The organism is Streptomyces sp. NPDC025651 (assembly GCF_055558735.1).
The window spans coordinates 568,180-589,542 of record NZ_JBVHLZ010000001.1; the positions used below are offsets into that span (position 1 = coordinate 568,180).

Annotated in this window: 18 protein-coding genes; 16 read left to right on the forward strand and 2 right to left on the reverse strand. The window is 72.5% G+C overall.

Annotated features, from left to right (window positions below):
• Positions 1-70: 70 nt before the first annotated feature.
• Positions 71-1,972 carry a SpoIIE family protein phosphatase gene (locus tag ACZ4D5_RS02425; protein WP_467771471.1) on the forward strand — a complete coding sequence of 634 codons (1,902 nt, stop codon included), beginning with the start codon at positions 71-73 and terminating at the stop codon, positions 1,970-1,972.
• A 64-nt stretch (positions 1,973-2,036) separates the two neighbouring features.
• On the forward strand, positions 2,037-3,269 hold the full coding sequence (gene hemW / locus ACZ4D5_RS02430; RefSeq protein ID WP_467770441.1) for a radical SAM family heme chaperone HemW: 1,233 nt from the start codon (positions 2,037-2,039) through the stop codon (positions 3,267-3,269).
• A 59-nt stretch (positions 3,270-3,328) separates the two neighbouring features.
• Here hemW and ACZ4D5_RS02435 read toward each other — a convergent pair whose 3' ends face one another.
• Both ACZ4D5_RS02435 and ACZ4D5_RS02440 read right to left on the reverse strand, forming a co-directional pair.
• Positions 3,329-4,153, reverse strand: coding sequence for a DUF3097 domain-containing protein (locus tag ACZ4D5_RS02435; protein ID WP_467770442.1), 825 nt, complete (start codon positions 4,151-4,153; stop codon positions 3,329-3,331).
• A 34-nt stretch (positions 4,154-4,187) separates the two neighbouring features.
• Positions 4,188-4,925, reverse strand: a complete 738-nt coding sequence (locus tag ACZ4D5_RS02440; protein ID WP_467770443.1) for an MBL fold metallo-hydrolase — start codon at positions 4,923-4,925, stop codon at positions 4,188-4,190.
• Positions 4,926-5,119: 194 nt separating this feature from the next.
• Between ACZ4D5_RS02440 and hrcA the strand changes: the two genes are divergently transcribed.
• The 14 genes from hrcA (at position 5,120) to ybeY (ending at position 21,363) form a co-directional block, all read left to right on the forward strand.
• Positions 5,120-6,136 carry a heat-inducible transcriptional repressor HrcA gene (hrcA, locus tag ACZ4D5_RS02445; protein WP_467770444.1) on the forward strand — a complete coding sequence of 339 codons (1,017 nt, stop codon included), beginning with the start codon at positions 5,120-5,122 and terminating at the stop codon, positions 6,134-6,136.
• Positions 6,137-7,276, forward strand: a complete 1,140-nt coding sequence (gene dnaJ / locus ACZ4D5_RS02450) for a molecular chaperone DnaJ (protein WP_362339644.1) — start codon at positions 6,137-6,139, stop codon at positions 7,274-7,276.
• 102 nt (positions 7,277-7,378) lie between these two features.
• Entirely contained in the window at positions 7,379-8,452 is a 1,074-nt protein-coding gene (locus tag ACZ4D5_RS02455; RefSeq protein WP_467770445.1) for a nitronate monooxygenase, read from the forward strand.
• Entirely contained in the window at positions 8,449-9,189 is a 741-nt protein-coding gene (locus ACZ4D5_RS02460; RefSeq protein WP_467770446.1) for a 16S rRNA (uracil(1498)-N(3))-methyltransferase, read from the forward strand. Before ACZ4D5_RS02455 ends, ACZ4D5_RS02460 begins: the two co-directional genes overlap by 4 nt.
• Before the next feature lie 202 nt (positions 9,190-9,391).
• The gene (locus tag ACZ4D5_RS02465) at positions 9,392-10,003 is read left to right on the forward strand and encodes a hypothetical protein (RefSeq protein ID WP_467770447.1); all 612 of its coding nucleotides are present in this window, start codon (positions 9,392-9,394) and stop codon (positions 10,001-10,003) included.
• An 82-nt stretch (positions 10,004-10,085) separates the two neighbouring features.
• Positions 10,086-13,325 carry a S41 family peptidase gene (locus ACZ4D5_RS02470; protein WP_467770448.1) on the forward strand — a complete coding sequence of 1,080 codons (3,240 nt, stop codon included), beginning with the start codon at positions 10,086-10,088 and terminating at the stop codon, positions 13,323-13,325.
• Between the two features lie 93 nt (positions 13,326-13,418).
• On the forward strand, positions 13,419-13,772 hold the full coding sequence (locus ACZ4D5_RS02475; RefSeq protein WP_467770449.1) for a histidine triad nucleotide-binding protein: 354 nt from the start codon (positions 13,419-13,421) through the stop codon (positions 13,770-13,772).
• 14 nt (positions 13,773-13,786) lie between these two features.
• Positions 13,787-14,692 (forward strand): ribonuclease Z, encoded by a 906-nt coding sequence (locus ACZ4D5_RS02480; RefSeq protein ID WP_467770450.1) that lies wholly within the window; start codon positions 13,787-13,789, stop codon positions 14,690-14,692.
• Positions 14,693-14,723: 31 nt separating this feature from the next.
• The gene (locus ACZ4D5_RS02485; RefSeq protein ID WP_467770451.1) at positions 14,724-15,725 is read left to right on the forward strand and encodes an adenosine deaminase; all 1,002 of its coding nucleotides are present in this window, start codon (positions 14,724-14,726) and stop codon (positions 15,723-15,725) included.
• 152 nt (positions 15,726-15,877) lie between these two features.
• A complete protein-coding gene (locus ACZ4D5_RS02490; protein ID WP_467770452.1) occupies positions 15,878-17,068 on the forward strand; it encodes a macrolide family glycosyltransferase in 1,191 nt (396 codons plus the stop codon).
• 93 nt (positions 17,069-17,161) lie between these two features.
• Positions 17,162-18,475: a glucarate dehydratase family protein gene (locus ACZ4D5_RS02495; protein WP_467770453.1), complete on the forward strand. Its 1,314-nt coding sequence runs from the start codon at positions 17,162-17,164 to the stop codon at positions 18,473-18,475.
• A gap of 63 nt (positions 18,476-18,538) precedes the next feature.
• The gene (locus tag ACZ4D5_RS02500) at positions 18,539-19,642 is read left to right on the forward strand and encodes a carbohydrate kinase family protein (protein WP_467770454.1); all 1,104 of its coding nucleotides are present in this window, start codon (positions 18,539-18,541) and stop codon (positions 19,640-19,642) included.
• Between the two features lie 182 nt (positions 19,643-19,824).
• Positions 19,825-20,853, forward strand: a complete 1,029-nt coding sequence (locus tag ACZ4D5_RS02505; protein ID WP_467770455.1) for a PhoH family protein — start codon at positions 19,825-19,827, stop codon at positions 20,851-20,853.
• A 12-nt stretch (positions 20,854-20,865) separates the two neighbouring features.
• Entirely contained in the window at positions 20,866-21,363 is a 498-nt protein-coding gene (gene ybeY / locus ACZ4D5_RS02510) for an rRNA maturation RNase YbeY (RefSeq protein ID WP_055701710.1), read from the forward strand.

The window sequence follows — 21,363 nt, forward strand, 5'->3', positions numbered from 1 at the left end:
CACTCTGTCGGTGTCGCCTGAGGCGTATTTGCCCGAACTGCTCAGGAGCCGCACCGTGGGGTCCATTCCGATGCAACGGGAGACCGAATATCGTGCCTCCGCCACAGCCCCGGACCGCCCGGGGCCACCGGCGGCGGTGCGTACGTCGCTGCCCGGAAACCCGCTGGCCCCTGCCGCGGCGCGCAGATTCGTGCGCGCGGCGCTCGCCGACTGGACCGAGCTGGGGGTGGCCGCGACCGGCGCCTTCACCGACCGCCTGACCGACGACTCGGTGCTGCTGGTCAGCGAGTTGGTGACGAACGCCGTCGTGCACGCGGGCACCGCCGTCGAGCTGCTCTGCCGCCTCGACGCCGCCGTGCCCGGCGAGAGCGACGAGTTCCTCGTCATCGAGGTCTCCGACCACCACCCCTCCCGCGCCGTGCGCAACGAACAGGGCCCGCCGCCGTCCGGCACCCCCGAGTACGGCCGCGGACTGCAACTCGTCGCGACCCTCTCCGAGTCCTGGGGCATCACCTACCGCACGGGCACCAAGACCGTCTGGGCCCGGCTGCCCGTCGAGGGCGTCCAGGCCGTCCACGGGATCGAGACGTACGCGAGCGAACAGGCCCTGCAGCGCGGACTGCGCGCCGCCGAGATCCTCGCGCCGCTCCCCAAGCGGGCCACGCACGACACGGACTGGGTCAACCGCGGCGCGCTGACCTTCCTCGCGGAGGCGTCCGACCTGCTGGCCGGGCAGTTCGACGAGGACCTGGTGGCCGCCCTGGCCGGACAGCTGCTCGTGCCGCGTCTCGCGGACTGGTGCGCGGTGTGGCTCCACGACACCTCCGAAGGGGTGGGGCGCGGGACCGACGGCGGTCAGGGGGCGCGGCTCGCCCGCGTCTGGCACACCAGTGAGCACCGGATAGAGGAGCTGCGCCGGGTCCTGGAGAAGGAGCCGCCGCGGCTGCCCGACGCGGCGGGCTCGGGCGCCTTCCCCGTCCCCTGGCCCGGCGAGGCGCTGGCGGGCGGCACGTCCGGCACGGCGCTCGCGTACCGCCTGGCCGCGGGCGGGCGCGCACTCGGCGCGCTCGTCATCGGCCGGGCGGGCCTGGTGCGCTTCCCCGACGAAGTCACCGGCCTCGTCGAGGACTTCAGCCGCCGTGTGGCGCTCGCGATCAGCACCGCGCGCCGCTATCAGCGCCAGGCCAACATCAGCCAGGTCCTCCAGCGCGGGCTGCTGCCGAGCCAGGTCGCGCAGATCCCCGGCGTGGACAGCGGTGTGGTGTACGAGCCGCGGGACAAGGGCGGTCCCGGCGGCGACTTCTACGACGTGTTTCAGGCGGGCGACGGCCGCTGGTGCTTCGCGCTCGGCGACGTCCAGGGAAAGGGGCCCGAGGCGGCGGTCGTCATCGGCCTCGCCCGTCCCTGGCTGCGGCTGCTCGCCCGCGAGGGCTACCAGGTGGCGGAGGTCCTCGACCGTCTCAACCAGCTGCTCCTGGACGACGCGACCGAGGCGGCCGACGCGGCCGCGGCCGTCGTCGCGGTGGCGGGCGGCCAGGGCGTGCCGCCGGACGGGCCCACGTCGCGCTTCCTCTCACTCCTGTACGGCGAGCTGGTTCCGTACGAAGGGGGAGTGCGGTGCACCATCGCGTGCGCCGGGCATCCGCTGCCGCTGCTGCTGTCCCCTGAGGGGGAGGTGCGGGAGGCGGCCACTCCGCAGATGCTGCTGGGCGTCGTCGACGACGAGACGTACACGAGCGAGAGCTTCGAGCTGCGGGCCGGCGAGACGCTGCTGTGCGTCACGGACGGGGTGACCGAGCGGCGCGCGGGGCGGCTGCAGTTCGATGACGGGGACGGGCTCGCCCGGGCCCTTGCCGGGTGTGCGGGGCTGGACGCGGGACTCGTCGCGGAGCGGATCCGGCGGCTTGTCCATGAGTTCTCGGAGCGGCCGCCGGACGACGATCTCGCGTTGCTGGTGTTGCAGGCGCGGTGAGGTGAGAGGGCTCGGGCCTCGGGCATGACGTCCGGGGTTGCCGCGGTGCGCGACAATCGAAGGCATGCCTTCCGCACTGCCCGATGGTGAGCCCATGCCCGAGGACGGGGCGCTGCCCGCGTCCGCCCTGGACGGCGCGGCCTCCCGCCCTCTCGGCTTCTACCTGCACGTTCCGTACTGCGCCACGCGCTGCGGATACTGCGACTTCAACACCTACACGGCGACCGAGCTGCGCGGCTCCGGCGGCGTGCTCGCCTCCCGCGACAACTACGCCGACACCCTGATCGACGAGGTGCGGCTCGCGCGGAAGGTCCTGGGCGACGACCCGCGGCCGGTGCGGACCGTCTTCGTCGGGGGCGGGACGCCCACACTGCTGGCCGCGAAGGATCTCGTACGGATGCTGGGTGCCGTACGGGACGAGTTCGGGCTCGCGGACGACGCGGAGATCACCACCGAGGCCAATCCGGAGTCGGTCGACGTCGACTACCTGGGTGAGCTGCGGGCCGGCGGGTTCAACCGGGTCTCCTTCGGCATGCAGAGCGCGAAGCAGCATGTCTTGAAGGTGCTTGACCGTACGCATACGCCGGGGCGTCCCGAGGCGTGCGTCGCCGAGGCGCGGGCCGCCGGGTTCGACCATGTGAACCTCGACCTGATCTACGGCACGCCCGGTGAGACCGACGAGGACTGGCGGGCCTCGCTCGACGCGGCGATCGGGGCCGGGCCCGACCACGTCAGCGCCTATGCGCTGATCGTGGAGGAGGGGACGCAGCTGGCGCGGCGGATCCGGCGCGGGGAGGTCCCCATGACCGACGACGACGTGCACGCGGACCGGTACCTCATCGCCGATGAGGTGCTCGGGGGCGCGGGGTTCGATTGGTACGAGGTGTCCAACTGGGCCACGTCCGAGGCGGGGCGGTGCCTGCACAACGAGCTGTACTGGCGCGGGGCCGACTGGTGGGGGGCCGGGCCGGGGGCGCACAGCCATGTGGGGGGCGTGCGGTGGTGGAACGTGAAGCATCCCGGGGCGTATGCGGGGGCGCTGGCGGGTGGGGGATCGCCGGGGGCCGGGCGTGAGGTGCTGTCCGCCGAGGACCGGCGGGTGGAGCGGATCCTGCTGGAGCTGCGGTTGCGGGAGGGGTGTCCGTTGTCGCTGCTGCGGGAGGCGGGGCTCGCGGCGGCCGCGCGGGCGCGGGGTGAGGGGCTGCTGGAGGCCGGGCCGTATGAGGAGGGGCGGGCGGTGCTGACGCTGCGGGGGCGGTTGCTGGCCGACGCGGTGGTCCGGGACCTGGTGGACTAGCGGGCCTCGGCGGGCTGGGGGCCTTGCCGGCCCCGGTGGTCAGGGGAGTGTGACGAATGTCAGGGGAGGGTGACGAAGTCGATCAGTTCTTCTACTCGGCCGAGGAGTTGGGGCTCCAGGTCCTTGTACGAGTGGACCGAGGCCAGGATGTGCTGCCAGGCCGCGCCCGTGTTCTCCGGCCAGCCCAGGGCCCTGCACACGCCCGTCTTCCAGTCCTGGCCCCGCGGGACCCGTGGCCAGGCGGCGATGCCCACCGAGGACGGCTTCACCGCCTCCCATACGTCGATGTAGGGGTGGCCGACCACCAGGGCGTGCGCGCTGGTGACCTCCGCGGCGATGCGGGACTCCTTGGAGCCGGGGACCAGGTGGTCGACCAGGACGCCCAGGCGCGCGTCGGGGCCCGGCGCGAACTCCGCGACGATCGCGGGGAGGTCGTCGATGCCCTCCAGGTACTCCACGACGACGCCTTCGATGCGCAGGTCGTCGCCCCAGACCCGCTCGACCAGCTCGGCGTCGTGGCGGCCCTCCACGTAGATGCGTCCGGCGCGGGCGACCCTGGCCCGCGCGCCGGGGACCGCCACCGAGCCGGACGCGGTGCGGGAGGGGCGGGAAGGGGGAGCGGGTGCCGTGGTGGCCGGGCGGACGAGTGTGATCGTGCGGCCCTCCAGGAGGAAGCCCCGCGGCTCCATCGGGAAGACGCGGTGCTTGCCGAAGCGGTCCTCCAGCGTCACCGTCGGGCCCTGCGCCGTCTTCTCGCAGCGGATCACCGCCCCGCAGAAACCGGTGCTCAGCTCCTCGACCACGAGGCCGGCGTCCGCCGCCACCTCGGGGACCGGCTTCGGCTTCTTCCAGGGCGGCGTGAGGTCGGCGGAGTACTGGCGCATTCCGCCGACCATAGGAAGAGCGGCGTTCGTTGTCCTACGACACGCCGAAACGGGACGCCAGTGTGGCGCGTTGCGCACGGACAAAGGCCGCATTTACCGTCGCGCCGTGCCCCGGCACGTACAGCGCGTCCTCGCCGCCCAGCTCCAGGAGCCGGTCCAGGGCCGCGGGCCACCGCTTCGGCACCGCGTCCGGGCCCGCCTGCGGTTCGCCCGACTCCTCGACCAGGTCGCCGCAGAAGACGATCTCCCGCCCTCCGTCGGTGCCGGGGACCAGGACCGCCAGGTCGTGGCCCGAGTGGCCGGGGCCGACGTTCGCCAGGAGCACCTGTGTCCCGCCGCCCAGGTCGAGCGTCCACTCCCCGCACACCAGATGGTGCGGGTGGACCAGGAGGTCGGCCGCCTCCGCCGCGGCGTCCGCGTCCACCCCGTGCCGCACCGCGTCCGCGCGCAGCTCGTCGCGGCCCTTGGCGAAGACCGTGTCGATGCCCACGGCGCCGTACACCTCCACGCCCGCGAAGGCCGCGGCCCCGAGGACGTGGTCGAAGTGCGGGTGCGTGAGCGCGAGGTGGGTGACCCGGCGGCCGCCGCCGAGGATCTGCCTGGCCCGGGTCCGCAGGGCCGCGCCCTCGGCCAGGCTCGAACCCGCCTCGATCATGAGGGCCGCGTCGTCACCGACGACCAGCCCGGCCGTGCAGTCCCAGACCGGCAGCCGGCACCGCCCCACGCGCGGTGCGAGTCGCTCCCAGCCCGCCGCTTCCCATGCCAGCGCCATGTCCATACGGTGACGCTAGCTCCTGCGGAACACGTCGGCATGACTGAGGAGGGTCCGGCCTTGCCCGGTGCGTACCTCACGGCCGTACACTGACCTTTTGGAAGGCTGGCACTCACCCGCGGTGAGTGCCAGGCCGGGGGCTCGGGGGTCCGGGGGCTCGGCGTGAACGACGGAGACAGCTGGAGGTGTGCGCGATGCTCAGTGAACGCAGGCTCGAGGTGCTGCGCGCCATCGTCCATGACTACGTGGGGACGGAGGAGCCCGTGGGCTCCAAGGCGCTCACCGAGCGGCACCGCCTCGGGGTCTCTCCGGCCACCGTCCGCAACGACATGGCGGCGCTGGAGGAGGAAGGGTTCATCGCCCAGCCCCACACCAGCGCGGGGCGCATCCCGACGGACAAGGGGTACCGCCTGTTCGTCGACAAGCTCGCCGGCGTCAAGCCGATGACCGCGCCCGAGCGCCGCGCCATCCAGAACTTCCTCGACGGCGCGGTGGATCTCGACGACGTCGTGGGGCGTACGGTCCGGTTGCTCGCGCAGCTCACGCGGCAGGTCGCCGTCGTGCAGTACCCCTCGCTGACCCGGTCGACGGTGCGGCACGTGGAGTTGCTCTCGCTGGCTCCCGCGCGCCTGATGCTCGTCCTCATCACGGACACCGGCCGGGTCGAGCAGCGCATGATCGACTGTCCCGCACCGTTCGGCGAGGCCTCGCTCGCCGACCTGCGGGCGCGGCTCAACAGCCGGGTCGCGGGCCGCCGCTTCGCGGACGTGCCGCAGCTGGTGCAGGACCTGCCCGAGGCCTTCGAGGCGGAGGACCGCGGCACCGTCGCGACCGTCCTCGCCACCCTCCTCGAGACACTCGTCGAGGAGACCGAGGAGCGGCTGATGATCGGCGGTACCGCCAATCTCACCCGCTTCGGACATGACTTTCCCCTCACCATCCGGCCCGTCCTCGAAGCCCTTGAGGAGCAGGTAGTGCTCCTCAAGTTGCTTGGGGAGGCTACGGATTCGGGCATGACCGTACGGATCGGTCACGAGAACGCCCATGAGGGCCTCAGCTCCACGTCCGTGGTCTCGGTCGGCTACGGTTCGGGCAGCGAGGCAGTCGCCAAACTAGGCGTGGTCGGACCGACCCGCATGGACTATCCGGGAACGATGGGAGCAGTACGCGCAGTGGCACGTTACGTCGGACAGATCCTGGCGGAGTCGTAAGTGGCCACGGACTACTACGCCGTACTCGGCGTGCGCCGCGACGCTTCCCAGGACGAAATCAAGAAGGCCTTCCGGAGGCTTGCGCGTGAGCTTCACCCGGATGTGAATCCGGATCCGAAGACTCAGGAGCGCTTCAAGGAGATCAACGCCGCGTACGAGGTGTTGTCGGACCCGCAGAAGAAGCAGGTCTACGACCTCGGCGGCGACCCCCTGTCCCAGGCGGGCGGCGGCCAGGGCGCGGGCGGCTTCGGCGCCGGTGGCTTCGGCAACTTCTCCGACATCATGGACGCGTTCTTCGGGACGGCGTCGCAGCGGGGGCCGCGGTCGCGCACGCGCCGGGGCCAGGACGCCATGATCCGTCTGGAGATCGACCTCGAAGAGGCCGCCTTCGGGACCACCAAGGACATCCAGGTCGACACGGCTGTCGTCTGTACGACCTGTAGTGGTGAAGGTGCCGCGCCCGGTACCTCCGCCCAGACCTGTGACATGTGCCGCGGTCGCGGTGAGGTGTCCCAGGTCACGCGGTCCTTCCTCGGCCAGGTCATGACCTCGCGGCCGTGCCCCCAGTGCCAGGGCTTCGGCACGGTCGTGCCGACGCCGTGCCCGGAGTGCGCCGGTGACGGCCGCATCCGGTCGCGCAGGACGCTGACCGTGAAGATCCCCGCCGGTGTCGACAACGGCACGCGGATCCAGCTCGCGGGCGAGGGCGAGGTCGGCCCCGGCGGCGGTCCCGCCGGCGACCTGTACGTGGAGATCCACGAGCTGCCGCACGAGGTCTTCCAGCGGCGCGGCGACGATCTGCACTGCACCGTCACCATCCCGATGACGGCGGCCGCGCTCGGCACGAAGGTGCCGCTGAAGACGCTCGACGGCATGGAGGAGGTCGACATCCGCCCGGGGACCCAGTCCGGGCAGTCGATCCCGCTGCACGGCCGCGGCGTCACGCATCTGCGGGGCGGCGGGCGCGGTGACCTCATCGTGCACGTCGAGGTCCTCACGCCGACGAAGCTCGACCCCGAGCAGGAGCGGGTGCTGCGGGAGCTGGCGAAGATGCGGGGCGAGGAGCGGCCCACGGGGCAGTTCCAGCCGGGGCAGCAGGGGCTGTTCTCGCGGCTCAAGGACGCGTTCAACGGACGCTGAGACCCGGTACCGCGGGGCACTCCCTCTTGGAGGGGGTGCCCCGCGTTCGTATACCGGAAGGGGCGATTCGGTCGGTGCGGGAGGACGTGGCACGATGCCGTCATGTCCTCCGCACTGACCGATCTCTGCCGCTGTCCGATCGTGCAGGCCCCCATGGCCGGCGGCGCCTCCGGCCCGCAGTTGGCCGCGGCCGTCTCCGAGGCCGGTGGGCTCGGGTTCCTCGCCGCCGGGTACAAGACCGCCGACGGGATGTACCAGGAGATCAAACAGTTGCGGGGGCTCACCTCGCGGCCCTTCGGCGTCAACCTCTTCATGCCGCAGCCCGACACCGCGGACGCGGCGGCCGTCGAGGTCTACCGCAGCCAGCTCGCCGGCGAGGCGACCTGGTACGAGACGGAGCTCGGCGACCCGGACAGCGGGCGCGACGACGGGTACGACGCCAAGCTCGCGATCCTGCTCGACGACCCCGTGCCGGTCGTCTCCTTCACCTTCGGGTGCCCCACCCGTGACGTCCTCGACGCCTTCGCGCGCGTCGGCACCCTCACCGTCGTCACCGTCACCTCGCCCGAGGAGGCGCAGACCGCCCAGTGGTGCGGGGCCGACGCCGTGTGCGTGCAGGGCGTCGAGGCGGGCGGGCACCAGGGGACCCACAAGGACAACCCCGAGGCCGACGGCGCCGGGATCGGGCTGCTCTCACTGATCACGCAGGTCCGTGAGACCGTGCAGATCCCGATCGTCGCCGCCGGCGGTCTGATGCGCGGCGCGCAGATCGCCGCCGTGCTCGCCGCGGGCGCCGACGCGGCCCAGCTCGGCACCGCCTTCCTCGTCACCCCCGAGTCGGGCGCCAACGCCCTGCACAAGCAGGCCATGACCAATCCGCTCTTCGTGCGGACCGAGCTGACCCGGGCCTTCTCCGGGCGCCCGGCGCGCGGCCTGGTCAACCGCTTCATGCGCGAGCACGGCCCGTACGCCCCCGCCGCCTACCCCCAGGTCCACCACCTCACCAGCGGGCTGCGCAAGGCCGCGGCGAAGGCAGGTGACGCGCAGGCCATGGCGCTCTGGGCCGGGCAGGGCCACCGGCTCGCCCGGGAGCTGCCCGCGGGGGAGCTCGTGGAGGTCCTCGTGGCCGAACTGGCCGAGGCGAAGGCCTCGTTGGCCGCGGAGGGTGCCGCGTGACCGCCCCGGTCTTCGTCGTCGAGCACTTCGACGCGGGCGACGGCGGACGCTACGTACTGGAGGGCCCCGAAGGGCGGCACGCCGTCTCCGTGAAGCGGCTGCGGGCCGGTGAGGACGTCGTCCTGACCGACGGCGCGGGGCGCTGGGCGGACTGCGTGGTCCTCGACACCGAGGGCAAGGACCGCCTCGTGGTGAAGATGGACTCCTGCTCCGAGGAGCCCGAGGAGTCGCCCCGCATCACCGTCGTTCAGGCGCTGCCCAAGGGTGACCGCGGTGAACTCGCCGTCGAGACCATGACGGAGACCGGCGTCGACGCCGTCGTGCCGTGGACCGCCTCGCGCTGCATCACGCAGTGGAAGGGCGACCGCGGTCTCAAGGCCCTCGCCAAGTGGCGGGCCACCGCGCGCGAGGCGGGCAAGCAGTCGCGCCGGGTCCGCTTCCCCGAGGTGGCCGACGCCGCGTCGACCAAGCAGGTGGCCGCCCTCCTCGCGGGCGCCGACTTCGCGGCCGTCCTGCACGAGGAGGGCAGCGAGCCGCTGGCCACCGCCCAGCTCCCGGCGGCCGGGCACATCGTGCTGGTGGTCGGGCCCGAAGGGGGCGTCTCCCCCGAGGAGTTGGCGGCGTTCGCCGAGGCGGGCGCGAAGCCCTACCGGCTCGGGCGCAGCGTGCTGCGCACGTCGACCGCGGGGACCGCGGCGACCGCGCTGCTCCTCGGGCGCACCGGCCGCTGGTCCTGACGGGGCCCGCGGGGGCCGGGAGCGGCCGCCGCGCGACCGAGTCCTCTCCCGGCGTGGTGCGGGGCCCTTCCGGCCGTCGGTGGACAGATGGCCGCAAGCGGTCTACCGCATTGGCGTGCGCGGTGGCACTCTGCCGCCTATGGGGGCATTGAGGCGGTTACGCGACCGGGCGACGACGACACGGCGCAGGACGGTGAGGTCGGTGAGGACACGGCGTCCGACGATTCTGTACGCGGTCGGGCTCGCCGGCGCCGCGGCGCTCGGCGTCACCGCGTGCGACCCCGTGGACGGGGACATGAACACCTCGGCGGTCGCGCTCACCACCGACGAGATGGGCACCAAGGAGCTGGAGCGGCAGGGCGTCGACGTGTCGTGGCTCAGCTGCACCGCCAGCTTCGACGACCGGGTCACGCCGCGCAGCGAGTCCGCGAAGACCGAGTCCGTGGTGAACGTCGACTGCCAGGGCGAGACCGACGACGGCAAGGACATCACCATCAAGGGCACGGTGCGCTCCGTCGTCGACGGGGCCTGCGTGCGCGGCAACCTCACCGCCAAGGTCGACGGCAAGCAGTGGTTCCGCGTCGACGTCCTCGGCAACTGCGAGGCCGGTGACGACAACGGCGACGGGAACGACGACGGGAACGACGGTGGTCACGACGGCGGCGACAAGACCTCGCCTCCGCCCTCCCACGACAAGCCCTCCACCCCGCCGCCCCACGACACACCCGACCCCGCGCCCACCACGACCGTCACGGTGACCGCCACCCCGGACCCGGCGCCCGACCCGACCTGCAACTGCGTCCCGGGCAAGTGATCCGCGTGCCGCGCGGGGCGGCCCCCGGGCAAGTGATCCAAACCTCTGTCGGCCCGCCCGGAGCCTGCCTAGGCTGGGCGGTGTGACACAGACTGCGTACCTTCGGTTTCCGCACATCCACGGCGAGTTGACCACCTTCACGGCTGAGGACGACGTCTGGGTCGCGCCCCTCGACGGGGGCCGCGCCTGGCGGGTCAGCGCGGACAACATGCCCGTGAACCACCCCCGGATCTCCCCGGACGGCACGACCGTCGCCTGGACCTCCACCCGCGACGGCGCCCCCGAGGTGCACATCGCGCCCGTCGACGGCGGACCCTCCAAGAGGCTGACGTACTGGGGGAGTTGGAAGACCGCCGTGCGCGGCTGGACGCCTGAGGGACAGGTCCTCGCGGTCAGCGCCGAGGGCCAACCCTCGCTGCGCCGCACCTGGGCGCGCGCCGTGCCGCTCGACGGCGGACCCGCGGCCACCCTGCCGTACGGCGTCGTCGGCGACGTCGCCCACGGCCCCGAGGGCCAAGTCCTGCTGCTCTCCGCTCCGATGGGGCGCGAGGCCGCCTGGTGGAAGCGGTACCGCGGCGGCACGGCGGGCAAGCTGTGGATCCGCACCGCGGAAGCGGGGCAGGGGCAGGAACAGGGGCAGGAACAGGGGCAGTCCTTCGTGCGCGTACACGAAGACCTCGACGGGAACATCGAGTACCCGCTGTGGGTGGGGGAGCGCATCGCCTTCCTCTCCGACCACGAAGGCGTCGGCGCGCTGTACTCCTCGCTGCCCGACGGCTCGGACCTGCGCAGGCACACGCCGGTCGACGGCTTCTACGCACGGCACGCCGCCACCGACGGCACCCGCGTCGTCTATGTGTCCGCCGGTGAACTCTGGCTCCTGGACGACCTGTCGGAGGCCGAGCCGCGCCGCGTCGACGTCCGGCTCGGCGGGCAGCGGACCGACCTGCAGCCCCACCCCGTCACCGCCGCCCGCTGGTTCGGTGCCGCCGCGCCCGACCACACCGGACGCGGCAGCGCCGTCTCCGTGCGCGGCTCCGTGCACTGGATCACGCACCGCGAGGGCCCCGCCCGCGCCCTCGCCGCCGAGCACGGCGTGCGCGCCAGGCTGCCCCGCACCTTCCGCGTGCAGGGCGAGGAACACGTCGTGTGGGTCACGGACGCCGAGGGCGACGAGGCCCTGGAGTTCGCGCCCGCCACCGGACCCGCGCCCGGCGCCACGCCCCGCAGGCTCGCCGCGGGGCAGCTCGGCCGGGTCCTCTCGCTCGCCATGGCGCCGGACGGCTCCCGCGCCGCCGTCGCCTCGCACGACGGCCGGGTCCTGCTCGTCGAGCGGGAGAGCGGCGAGGTCCGCGAGGTCGACCGCAGCGAGGACGGCGAGGCCACCGGGCTCGTCTTCTCGCCCGACTCCGCCTGGCTCGCCTGGTCGCACGCGGGACCGCGCCCGCTGCGCCAGCTCAAACTCGCCAACACCGCCGACCTGTCGGTGTCCGACGCCACCCCGCTGCGCTTCCGCGACTACGCGCCCGCCTTCACCCTCGACGGCAAGCACCTGGCGTTCCTGTCCGCGCGCGCCTTCGACCCGGTCTACGACGAGCACGTCTTCGACCTCGCCTTCGTCGGCGGCTCGCGGCCCCACCTGATCACGCTCGCCGCGACCACGCCGTCCCCCTTCGGGCCGCAGCGGCACGGCAGGCCCTTCGAGGCGCAGGACGGCCCGGGCGCCGAGACGCCCGACAGCGAGGGCGCGCCCGTCACCCGCATCGACTTCGACGGACTCGCCGACCGCATCGTGCCGTTCCCCGTCGAGGCCGCCCGCTACACCACGCTGCGGGCCGCCAAGGACGGGCTGCTCTGGCTGCGCCACCCGGTGCGCGGCGTCCTCGGCGCCTCCCGCGCCACCCCGGACGACCCGGACCCCAAGACCGAGCTGGAGCGGTACGACCTCACGCAGCGCCGCGTCGAGGAACTGTCCTCCGACGCCGACCACTTCGCGGTCACCGGCGACGGCAAGCGGGTCCTGCTGTGGACCGACGGCAAGCTGAAGGTCGTGCCCAGCGACCGGCGCGCGTCCGGCGACGACGACAGCGACTCGAACATCACCGTCGACCTCTCGCGGGTCCGCCACACCGTCGACCCGGCCGCCGAGTGGCGCCAGATGTACGACGAGACGGGCCGCCTGATGCGGGACAACTTCTGGCGGCCCGACATGGGCGGCGTCGACTGGGACGCCGTCCTGGACCGTTACCGCCCCTGCCTGGCCCGCATCGCCACCCACGACGACCTCGTCGACCTGCTCTGGGAGATGCACGGCGAGCTCGGCACCTCCCACGCGTACGTCATCTCGGGCGGCACAGGCGGAGCGCACCGCCAGGGACTCCTCGGCGCGGACCTCTCGCGCGGCGAGGACGGCCTGTGGCGCATCGACCGGATCCTCCCCTCGGAGACCTCCGACCCCGCCGCGCAGTCACCGCTCGCCGCGCCCGGCGTCGCGGTCCGCCCCGGGGACGCGGTCATCGAGGTCAACGGCAGGTCGGTCGACCCCGTCACCGGCCCGGGACCGCTCCTCGTGGGCACCGCGGGCAAGGCCGTGGAGCTGACGATCTCGCCCTCGGGCGGCGGCGATCCGCGGCACGCCGTGGTGGTCCCCGTCGACGACGAGGAGGCCCTGCGCTACCACGCCTGGGTCGCCGACCGGCGCCGCTACGTGCACGAGCGCTCCGGCGGCCGCCTCGGCTACCTCCACGTGCCCGACATGCAGGCGCCCGGCTGGGCGCAGATCCACCGGGACCTGCGCGTCGAGGTCGCCCGCGAGGGCCTGGTCGTGGACGTCCGCGAGAACCGCGGCGGGCACACCTCGCAGCTCGTCGTGGAGAAGCTGGCGCGCCGCGTCATCGGCTGGGACATGCCGCGCGGCTCGCGTCCCTTCAGCTACCCCGTGGACGCGCCGCGCGGCCCCGTCGTCGCCGTCGCCAACGAGTTCTCCGGCTCCGACGGCGACATCGTCAACGCCGCGATCAGGGCGCTCGGCATCGGACCCGTGGTGGGCACGCGCACCTGGGGCGGCGTCATCGGCGTCGACAGCCGCTACCACCTGGTCGACGGGACGCTGGTGACCCAGCCGAAGTACGCGTTCTGGATGGAGGGCCAGGAGTGGGGCGTGGAGAACCACGGCGTCGACCCGGACGTCGAGGTCGTCGTCACGCCCGAGGACCACGCCGCGGGCCGCGACCCGCAGTTGGACGAGGCCGTCCGCATCGCGCTCGCCGCCCTCACGGAGAACCCGGCGAAGACCGCGCCGCCCGCGCCCGGTACGGAGTGACCTTGCCCCGGCCCCCGGCACAGGAGGCCGATAGCATGCCGGAGGTACTGATCGTTCCCAGCGATCCCATCGTGCTCAGCTAGGAGGCGGCCCATGGCGGGCGAAGCGCAAAGCGACTGCCTGTTCTGCAAGATCGTCGCGGGCGAGGTCCCGGCGACCGTCGTCCGGGAGACCGAGACGACCCTCGCCTTCCGCGACATCAACCCGCAGGCGCCGACCCACGTCCTGGTGATCCCCAAGGTGCACCACCCGGACGCCGCGTCGCTCGCCGCCGCCGAGCCGAAGATCGCCGCCGACGTGCTGCGCGAGGCGGGCGAGGTGGCGGCCGAGGAGAAGTCCGACAGCTACCGCATCGTCTTCAACACCGGCTCCGGCGCGGGCCAGACCGTCTTCCACGCGCACGCGCACGTCCTGGGCGGCCGCGGCCTCCAGTGGCCGCCCGGATAGCGGGGCAACTCCCCTTGTCCGTACGTGAACTGGTGGTGCTCGGCACGGCCAGCCAAGTCCCCACCCGGCACCGCAACCACAACGGCTACGTCCTGCTCTGGGACGGCCAGGGCATCATGTTCGACCCCGGCGAGGGCACGCAGCGCCAGATGCTGCGCGCCGGGGTCGCCGCGCACGACCTGCACCGGATCTGCGTGACGCACTTCCACGGCGACCACTGCCTGGGCCTTGCCGGGGTGATCCAGCGCATCAACCTCGACCGGGTCCCGCACCCGGTCACCGCCCACTACCCGGCGTCCGGGCAGCACTTCTTCGACCGCCTGAGGTACGCGACGGCCTACCGCGAGACCGTGGCGCTCACGGAGGCGCCGGTCGCCGCCGACGGACCGCTGGCCGCCACCCCTTCGTACACCCTGGACGCGGTCAGGCTCTCGCACCCCGTCGAGTCCTTCGGCTACCGCGTCACCGAGCCCGACGGGCGGCGCATGCTGCCGCGGCTGCTCGCCGAGCACGGCATCAAGGGGCCCGACATCGGGCGGATCCAGAAGGAGGGCCGCCTCGGCGACGTCACCCTCGACCAGGTCAGCGAGGTGCGGCGCGGCCAGAAGTTCGCCTTCGTGATGGACACCCGGCTCTGCGACGGCGTGCACGCGCTGGCCGAGGGCTGCGACATGCTCGTCATCGAGTCGACCTTCCTCGACGAGGACGAGCAACTCGCCGCCGACCACGGTCATCTGACGGCAGGTCAGGCCGCCCGGGTGGCGATCGACGCGGGCGTGCGCCACCTCGTACTGACGCATTTCAGCCAGCGTTACCCCGACCCGAACGTCTACGAACAGCAGGCCCGCGCCGCCGGGTTCACCGGTGAACTCACCGTCGCCCGCGACCTGTTGCGCATCCCCCTGCCCAAGCGAACCTGAGCACCACCACAGAACTGAGCGAGACCGCACCATGCCGATCCCCAAGGCCGAACTCCACCTGCACATCGAAGGCACCCTCGAACCCGAGCTCGCCTTCGCGCTCGCCGCGCGTAACGGCGTCGAACTTCCCTACGCCGACACCGAAGAGCTCCGCAAGGCCTACCTCTTCGACGACCTCCAGACGTTCCTGAACCTCTACTACGGCCTCATGGCCGTGCTGCGCACCGAGGCCGACTTCGAGGAGCTCGCGGACGCCTACCTCGCCCGGGCCGCCGCACAGGGCGTGCGGCACGCGGAGATCTTCTTCGACCCGCAGGCGCACACCGCGCGCGGCGTCCCCATCGGCACCGTGATCGAGGGCCTCGCGCGCGCCCTGGACCGCAGCGAGGAGCGGCACGGCGTCTCCACGCGGCTCATCATGTGCTTCCTGCGCGACGAGTCCGCCGAGTCCGCGATGGAGACCCTCAGGGCCGCCGAGCCGTACCTGGACCGGATCATCGGCATCGGCCTCGACTCCGCCGAGGTCGGCCACCCGCCGGTCAAGTTCAAGGAGGTGTACGAGGCCGCGTCCGCCCTGGGGCTGCGGCTCGTCGCCCACGCCGGCGAGGAGGGCCCGCCCGCGTACATCACCGAGGCCCTGGACGTGCTGCGCGTGGAGCGCGTCGACCACGGCCTGCGCTGCATGGAGGACCCCGAGCTCGTGGAGCGCCTGGTCCGCGAGCGCGTTCCGCTCACGCTCTGCCCGCTCTCGAACGTCCGCCTGCGCGCCATCGACGTCCTGGAGGAGCACCCGCTGGCGCGGATGCTGGACGCCGGCCTGATGTGCACGGTCAACTCCGACGACCCGGCCTACTTCGGCGGGTACGTCGACGACACCTTCCACGCGGTGCGCGAGGCCCTGGGGCTCGACCAGGAGCGGCTGCGCACGCTCGCGCGGAACTCCTTCGAGGCGGCTTTCCTGGACCGGGACGTGGCGGACGAGGTGCTGCGGGCGAAGTACCTCGCCGAGGTCGAGGCTTATTCGTTCGACTGACCGCGCGGTGCCGGGTTACGGTCCCGGCATGGACACCATCGCGCAGATCTACGGCTGACACGGCCTCCTGGCCCCCGCCCGCCCCTTTCCGGGGCCGTGGCGGCGGGCCGTCGTGTCGTCATCCGTAGCTTTCTGTACGCGAAGGAACTCTCATGTCATCTCGTGGACCCTCCCGCCGCCGTGCCCACATCGCCATGGTCGGCGTCCCGATGGTCAGCCACGTGCTGCCGAGCCTGGAGATCATCCGTGAACTGGTGGCGCGCGGCCACCGCGTCACGTACGCCAACGACCCGGCCGCCGCGGGGCTGATCGAGCCCACCGGCGCCGAACTCGTCGCGTACGAGTCGACGCTCCCGCACCGCGACAACATCTGGCCCGAGGACCCCATCGAGGCCAGCGGGCTCTTCCTCGACGACGCGAGGGCGGTGCTCCCGCAGCTCCGCGCGGCGTACGACGACGATCCCGCCGATCTGTACCTGTACGACATCGGGGCGTACGTCGCCCGTGCGCTCGCCGAGGCGCAGGGGCGGCCGCTCGTGCAGCTGTCGCCCACGTATGTGGCCTGGGGCAGCTACCAGGAGGACGTGGGCGCGATGCTCGCCCGACTGCCGGGCGCCGATGCCCTGGAGGCCCGCTTCAAGGAGTGGCTCGCCGGGTGCGGGGCCACCACGCTGGACGTCGGTGAGTTCTCCGGCGTGCCGCCGCGGGCCCTCGCCACCATCCCGCGGGCCATGCAGCCGCACGCCGACACCGTCGACGCCGGGCGGATCGACTTCGTCGGGCCCTGCTTCGGTGACCGTGCGAAGCAGGGGGGTTGGGAGCGGCCCGAGGGCGCCGAGAAGGTGCTCCTGGTCTCGCTCGGCTCGGCGTACACGCGGCAGCCGGAGTTCTACCGGCAGTGCGTGGCCGCGTTCGGGGATCTGCCGGGGTGGCACGTGGTGCTGCAGATCGGCAAGCACGTGTCTCCCGCGGAGCTGGGCGGGGGTCTTCCGGGGAACGTCGAAGTCCGCTCCTGGGCGCCGCAGTTGGCGATCCTTGAGCAGGCCGACGCCTTTGTGACCCATGCGGGGATGGGGAGCAGTTCGGAGGGGCTCTTCTGCGGGGTGCCGATGATCGCGGTGCCGCAGGGGGCGGAGCAGCCGATGAACGCGGATCGGCTTGTGGAGCTGGGGGTTGCCCGGCGTATCGACACCGCGGACGCCACGGCGGACGTGCTGCGGGATGCGCTGCTGGGGCTTGTGTCGGACCCCGATGTCGCCCGCAGGGCTGCCGAGTTGAAGGCGGAGGTGCGAGCCGAGGGTGGTACGGCTCGGGCGGCTGATCTGGTCGAAGCCGAGCTCTAGTTGCTGTTTCGCGCAGTTCCCCGCGCCCCTTGACAGGGGCGCGGGGAACTGCCCCGTTGACTCGCCAAGTTCGCGTACCTAGTCTCCGTTCCCATGTATGGACAGCGTTCCGGCAGTCTCGTCATCGAAGATGTCCGTCTCACGCCCGTTCTCGTCGCCGATCCGCCGCTTCTCAACACGCAGGGCGTCCATCAGCCCTACACCCCGCGCCTCATCGTCGAGGTGGTCACGCAGGGTGGTGTGACGGGGATCGGGGAGACGTACGGGGACGTGAAGTACCTGGAGCTGGCCCGGCCGCTCGCCGAGCGGCTCGCCGGGCGCGAAGTCTCCGATCTGAACGGGCTGTTCACACTCGCGGACGACGTGGCCGTGGATGCCGGGCGGGTCGACGACGCGGTGGACGTCGGCGGCCTGCGCGGTGTGCAGACCGCCGACAAGCTGCGGCTCTCCGTCGTCTCCGGGTTCGAGGTGGCGTGCCTGGACGCGCTCGGCAAGGCGCTCGGCCTGCCCGTGCACGCGCTCCTCGGCGGCAGGGTGCGGGACGCCGTGGAGTACAGCGCGTATCTCTTCTACAAGTGGGACGGGCACCCGGCGGGTGTCGCGAGCGAGCCGGACGACGGGTGGGGCGCCGCGCTCGACCCGGCCGGGATCGTCGCCCAGGCCAGGCTCTTCGCCGAGCGGTACGGCTTCTCCTCCTTCAAGCTCAAGGGCGGCGTCCTGGCGCCGGAGGAGGAGATCGCCGCGGTCCGCGCCCTCGCGCGGGCCTTCCCGGACGCGCCGCTGCGGCTCGACCCCAACGGCGCCTGGTCCGTGGAGACTTCGCTGAAGGTAGCCGCCGAGCTCGGCGACGTACTGGAGTACCTGGAGGACCCGGCGCTCGGCACGCCCGCGATGGCGGCGGTCGCGGCGGGCACGCGGGTGCCGCTCGCCACGAACATGTGCGTGACGACCTTCGAGGAGATACCGGAGGCCTTCGCGAAGCGGGCCGTGCGGGTGGTGCTCTCCGACCACCACTACTGGGGCGGTCTGCGCCGCACGCGTGAACTGGCCGCGCTCTGCCGGACGTTCGGGGTGGGGATCTCCATGCACTCCAACACCCACCTGGGCATCAGCCTGGCCGCGATGACGCACGTCGCCGCGACCGTGCCCGACCTGCGGTACGCCTGCGACTCGCACTACCCGTGGCAGGCCGAGGACGTGCTGACCTCGCGGCCGCGGTTCGTGGACGGCAAGGTCGCCGTCACCGACGTCCCCGGGCTCGGTGTCGAGCTCGACAGGGAGCGGCTCGCCGCCCTGCACGCGCGCTGGCTCGACCCGGACTTCCGGGCGATGCGGGAGCGGGACGACGCGGCGGCGATGCGGGTGGCCGATCCGGAGTGGGTGACTCCGACGGTGCCGCGCTGGTGACTGTTCCGTCGCGCCGCGCGGGTACCCCGGGCCTCCGTGCGGCTCGTCCGTTACGTTGCCTGCATGGTCGTACCCGTACAGCCCACCGTCGACCCGCTGAGGACGGCACGCAGAGCCGGTGATCCGGACTGCGACGTCTATCTCACCGGCACGGTCTTCCTCGACATCATCTTCACCGGGCTCGACTCCGCGCCCGTGCGCGGGACCGAGTCCTGGGCGCGCGGCATGGGGTCGAGCCCCGGCGGCGTCGCCAACATGGCGACCGCGCTCGCCCGCCTCGGCCTGCACACCTCCCTGGCCGCCGCCTTCGGGGACGACCACTACGGGGAGTACTGCTGGGACGCCCTCGAACAGGGCGAGGGCATCGACCTCACGACGTCGCGGACCGTGCCCGGCTGGCACTCTCCGGTCACGGTCTCCATGGCGTACGAGGGCGAACGGACCATGGTCAGCCACGGGCACGAGCCGCCGCCGGACGCCGACGCGCCGGACGGCGGCGCCCCCGCGTGCCCGCCACGCGCGCGTGCCGCCATCGCGTCGCTGACGCCGGGCACGCGCGCGCCGTGGATCGCGCAGGCCGCGCGGAGCGGTACGCGGATCTTCGCGGACGTGGGGTGGGACGACACCGGGCGGTGGGATCTGGCGGGGCTCGCCGACCTGGAGCACTGCGAGGCGTTCCTGCCGAACGCGCAGGAGGCGATGCGGTACACGGGGACGTCGTGCCCGCGGGCCGCCGCGCGGGCGCTGACCGGGCACGTGCCGCTGGCCGTGGTGACGCTGGGGGCCGAGGGCGCGTACGCGGTGGACGGGCGGACGGGGGAGACGGCGGAGGTGCCGGCCATCGAGGTGGAGGCGCTCGACCCCACCGGGGCGGGGGACGTCTTCGTCGCGGGGTTCGTCACCGGGACGCTGGCGGGCTGGCCGCTGGCGGACCGGCTCGCCTTCGCGGGGCTCACGGCGGCGCTCTCGGTGCAGGAGTTCGGCGGGTCCCTGTCCGCGCCCGGGTGGGCGGAGGTGGGGGCCTGGTGGCGCCGGGTGCGGGAGTTCGACGACCAGGATCCGGTGGCGCTGCGGCGCTACGCCTTCCTGGAGGAGCTGCTTCCGGCGGCGGCCCGGCCGTGGCCGCTGCGTCGTGCCGTCCCGACCATCGGGTTCCGCTCGGCCTAGTGGGGGCGTCGCCCCCTGCTGTGGGCACAGCGGGGGCACGGCCCGGCACGTGCCGCACGGTGCGTCTGGGGAGAAAAGGCCTACGGCTCTGTCAGCGCACCGTCGTACCCTGGAAGGGCAAGGCTGTCGAGCGGCCACCAAGCCCCGCATGAGGAGGATGAGCAGGCCTTCAGAGCCGGCCCATGACTCAGACACCCACAACTCACACCGACGCACAGGACCAGGCCCGAGCCCACTTCACCGTCCCGGCCAACCACCCGATGGTGACCGTGCTCGGCTCCGGCGACGCCCTGCTGCGGGTGATCGAGAAGGCCTTCCCGGCGGCCGACATCCATGTCCGGGGCAATGAGATCAGCGCCGTGGGCAGCGCCCACGAAGTCGCCCTGATCCAGCGCTTGTTCGACCAGATGATGCTGGTGCTCCGCACCGGTCAGCCGATGACGGAGGACGCAGTGGAACGCTCGATCGCCATGCTGAGGGCGGACGAGAACGGCAACGGCGCGGAGGAGACCCCCGCCGAGGTCCTCACGCAGAACATCCTCTCGTCCCGCGGCCGCACCATCCGCCCCAAGACCCTGAACCAGAAGCGGTACGTCGACGCGATCGACAAGCACACGATCGTCTTCGGCATCGGCCCCGCCGGTACGGGCAAGACGTACCTCGCCATGGCCAAGGCCGTGCAGGCGCTGCAGTCCAAGCAGGTCAACCGCATCATCCTGACCCGCCCCGCGGTCGAGGCGGGTGAGCGCCTCGGCTTCCTGCCCGGCACGCTGTACGAGAAGATCGACCCGTACCTGCGGCCGCTCTACGACGCCCTGCACGACATGCTCGACCCGGACTCCATCCCGCGTCTCATGGCCGCGGGGACCATCGAGGTCGCCCCGCTCGCGTACATGCGCGGCCGGACGCTGAACGACGCGTTCATCATCCTCGACGAGGCGCAGAACACCAGCGCCGAGCAGATGAAGATGTTCCTCACCCGCCTCGGCTTCGACTCGAAGATCGTCATCACCGGTGACATCACCCAGGTCGACCTGCCGGGCGGCACCAAGAGCGGTCTGCGCGAGGTCCAGCAGATCCTCGACGGCGTGGAGGACATCCACTTCTCGCGGCTCACGTCCCACGATGTCGTACGGCACAAGCTGGTCGGCCGTATCGTCGACGCGTACGAGCAGCACGACAGCCGCGGCAGCGGCAACAACGGGAAGTAGACCAGCAGCGTCATGTCGATCGACGTCAACAACGAGTCCGGAACCGAGGTCGACGAGCAGGCGATCCTCGACATCGCCCGCTACGCCCTCGCGCGGATGCGCATCCACCCGCTCTCCGAGCTCTCGGTGATCGTCGTGGACGCCGACGCCATGGAGCAGCTCCACATCCAGTGGATGGACCTGCCGGGGCCCACGGACGTCATGTCCTTCCCCATGGACGAGCTGCGGCCGCCCATGAAGGACGACGACGAGCCCCCGCAGGGCCTCCTCGGCGACATCGTGCTCTGCCCCGAGGTCGCCACCAAGCAGGGCGCCGACGCGCCGACGCAGCACTCCATGGACGAGGAGCTCCAGCTCCTGACCGTCCACGGAGTGCTGCACCTGCTCGGGTACGACCACGAGGAGCCCGACGAGAAGGCCGAGATGTTCGGCCTGCAGGCGGCGATCGTCGACGGCTGGCGCGCCGAGAAGGGCCTGACCGGCCCGTCCCCGGCGCCCACCGTCTCGTAG

What these genes read in the sequence shown, in the direction of transcription:
- ACZ4D5_RS02425 (WP_467771471.1), top strand. Translation starts at nt 71, where the DNA reads ATGCAACGGGAGACCGAATATCGTGCCTCCGCCACAGCCCCGGACCGC.
- hemW (WP_467770441.1), top strand. Translation starts at nt 2,037, where the DNA reads ATGCCTTCCGCACTGCCCGATGGTGAGCCCATGCCCGAGGACGGGGCG.
- ACZ4D5_RS02435 (WP_467770442.1), bottom strand. Translation starts at nt 4,153, where the DNA reads ATGCGCCAGTACTCCGCCGACCTCACGCCGCCCTGGAAGAAGCCGAAG.
- ACZ4D5_RS02440 (WP_467770443.1), bottom strand. Translation starts at nt 4,925, where the DNA reads ATGGCGCTGGCATGGGAAGCGGCGGGCTGGGAGCGACTCGCACCGCGC.
- hrcA (WP_467770444.1), top strand. Translation starts at nt 5,120, where the DNA reads ATGCTCAGTGAACGCAGGCTCGAGGTGCTGCGCGCCATCGTCCATGAC.
- ACZ4D5_RS02455 (WP_467770445.1), top strand. Translation starts at nt 7,379, where the DNA reads ATGTCCTCCGCACTGACCGATCTCTGCCGCTGTCCGATCGTGCAGGCC.
- ACZ4D5_RS02475 (WP_467770449.1), top strand. Translation starts at nt 13,419, where the DNA reads ATGGCGGGCGAAGCGCAAAGCGACTGCCTGTTCTGCAAGATCGTCGCG.
- ACZ4D5_RS02485 (WP_467770451.1), top strand. Translation starts at nt 14,724, where the DNA reads ATGCCGATCCCCAAGGCCGAACTCCACCTGCACATCGAAGGCACCCTC.
- ACZ4D5_RS02490 (WP_467770452.1), top strand. Translation starts at nt 15,878, where the DNA reads ATGTCATCTCGTGGACCCTCCCGCCGCCGTGCCCACATCGCCATGGTC.
- ACZ4D5_RS02495 (WP_467770453.1), top strand. Translation starts at nt 17,162, where the DNA reads ATGTATGGACAGCGTTCCGGCAGTCTCGTCATCGAAGATGTCCGTCTC.
- ACZ4D5_RS02500 (WP_467770454.1), top strand. Translation starts at nt 18,539, where the DNA reads ATGGTCGTACCCGTACAGCCCACCGTCGACCCGCTGAGGACGGCACGC.
- ACZ4D5_RS02505 (WP_467770455.1), top strand. Translation starts at nt 19,825, where the DNA reads ATGACTCAGACACCCACAACTCACACCGACGCACAGGACCAGGCCCGA.
- ybeY (WP_055701710.1), top strand. Translation starts at nt 20,866, where the DNA reads ATGTCGATCGACGTCAACAACGAGTCCGGAACCGAGGTCGACGAGCAG.